The sequence below is a fragment of the Ruegeria sp. AP12 genome, assembly GCF_056540025.1.
In genome coordinates, this window is the sequence record NZ_JBQFVZ010000285.1 from 1 (window position 1) to 579 (window position 579).

The 579-nt window shown below is 61.5% G+C and carries 1 protein-coding gene; it reads right to left on the minus strand.

What is annotated here, in order from left to right; genetic code table 11:
- Nucleotides 1–579, minus strand: a 579-nt coding sequence (locus ACR0E6_RS22780; RefSeq protein ID WP_480587690.1) for an aminotransferase class I/II-fold pyridoxal phosphate-dependent enzyme, incomplete at both ends; no start/stop codon positions are given.

The following is a 579-nucleotide window of genomic DNA, read 5'->3' on the forward strand; positions in this document are numbered from 1 at the left end:
TCTGCAAGCCCTGAGCCATCGTCATCGTGCGCGCGTCGTCGCCCAGAATGATAGGAATGATCTGGCTGTTGAGCGCAGCCTCAGCAATTCCAATTGCGCGCGCCGCATCATGGGCATGGCCAATGCGCTGCTGGGCAGCGTCGACCAGACCTGTCTGAGTGGCCAGCGCCCTAATAGCAGCGCGAACCAAAGCGGCATTCAAAGGCGACGGCGCGGTGGCAAAGATGAAGGGGCGTGCGCGGTTGATCAGCGTGTCGATCATGACTTTTGGTCCGCAGATCAGCCCTCCGGCCACGCCCAGACCTTTGCCGCAGGTGTGCAGCGTCAACAGATGGCAGTCGAGGTCATGTGCGAGCCCCCGTCCCTGAGGTCCGAACACGCCGGTCGCATGGGCTTCGTCGACCACCAAAACGGCGTCCTGTTCCCGCGCCAAACCCGCCAAATCGGCTAGAGGGGCAAGATCCCCCTCCATCGAATAGACACTTTCAACCGCGATCCAAATTTGACCCAGACCGCCCTCGGTCGGCCACTCCTGCGCCTTTTCACGCGCGTCCTCGATATCATTGTGCCGAAACGACC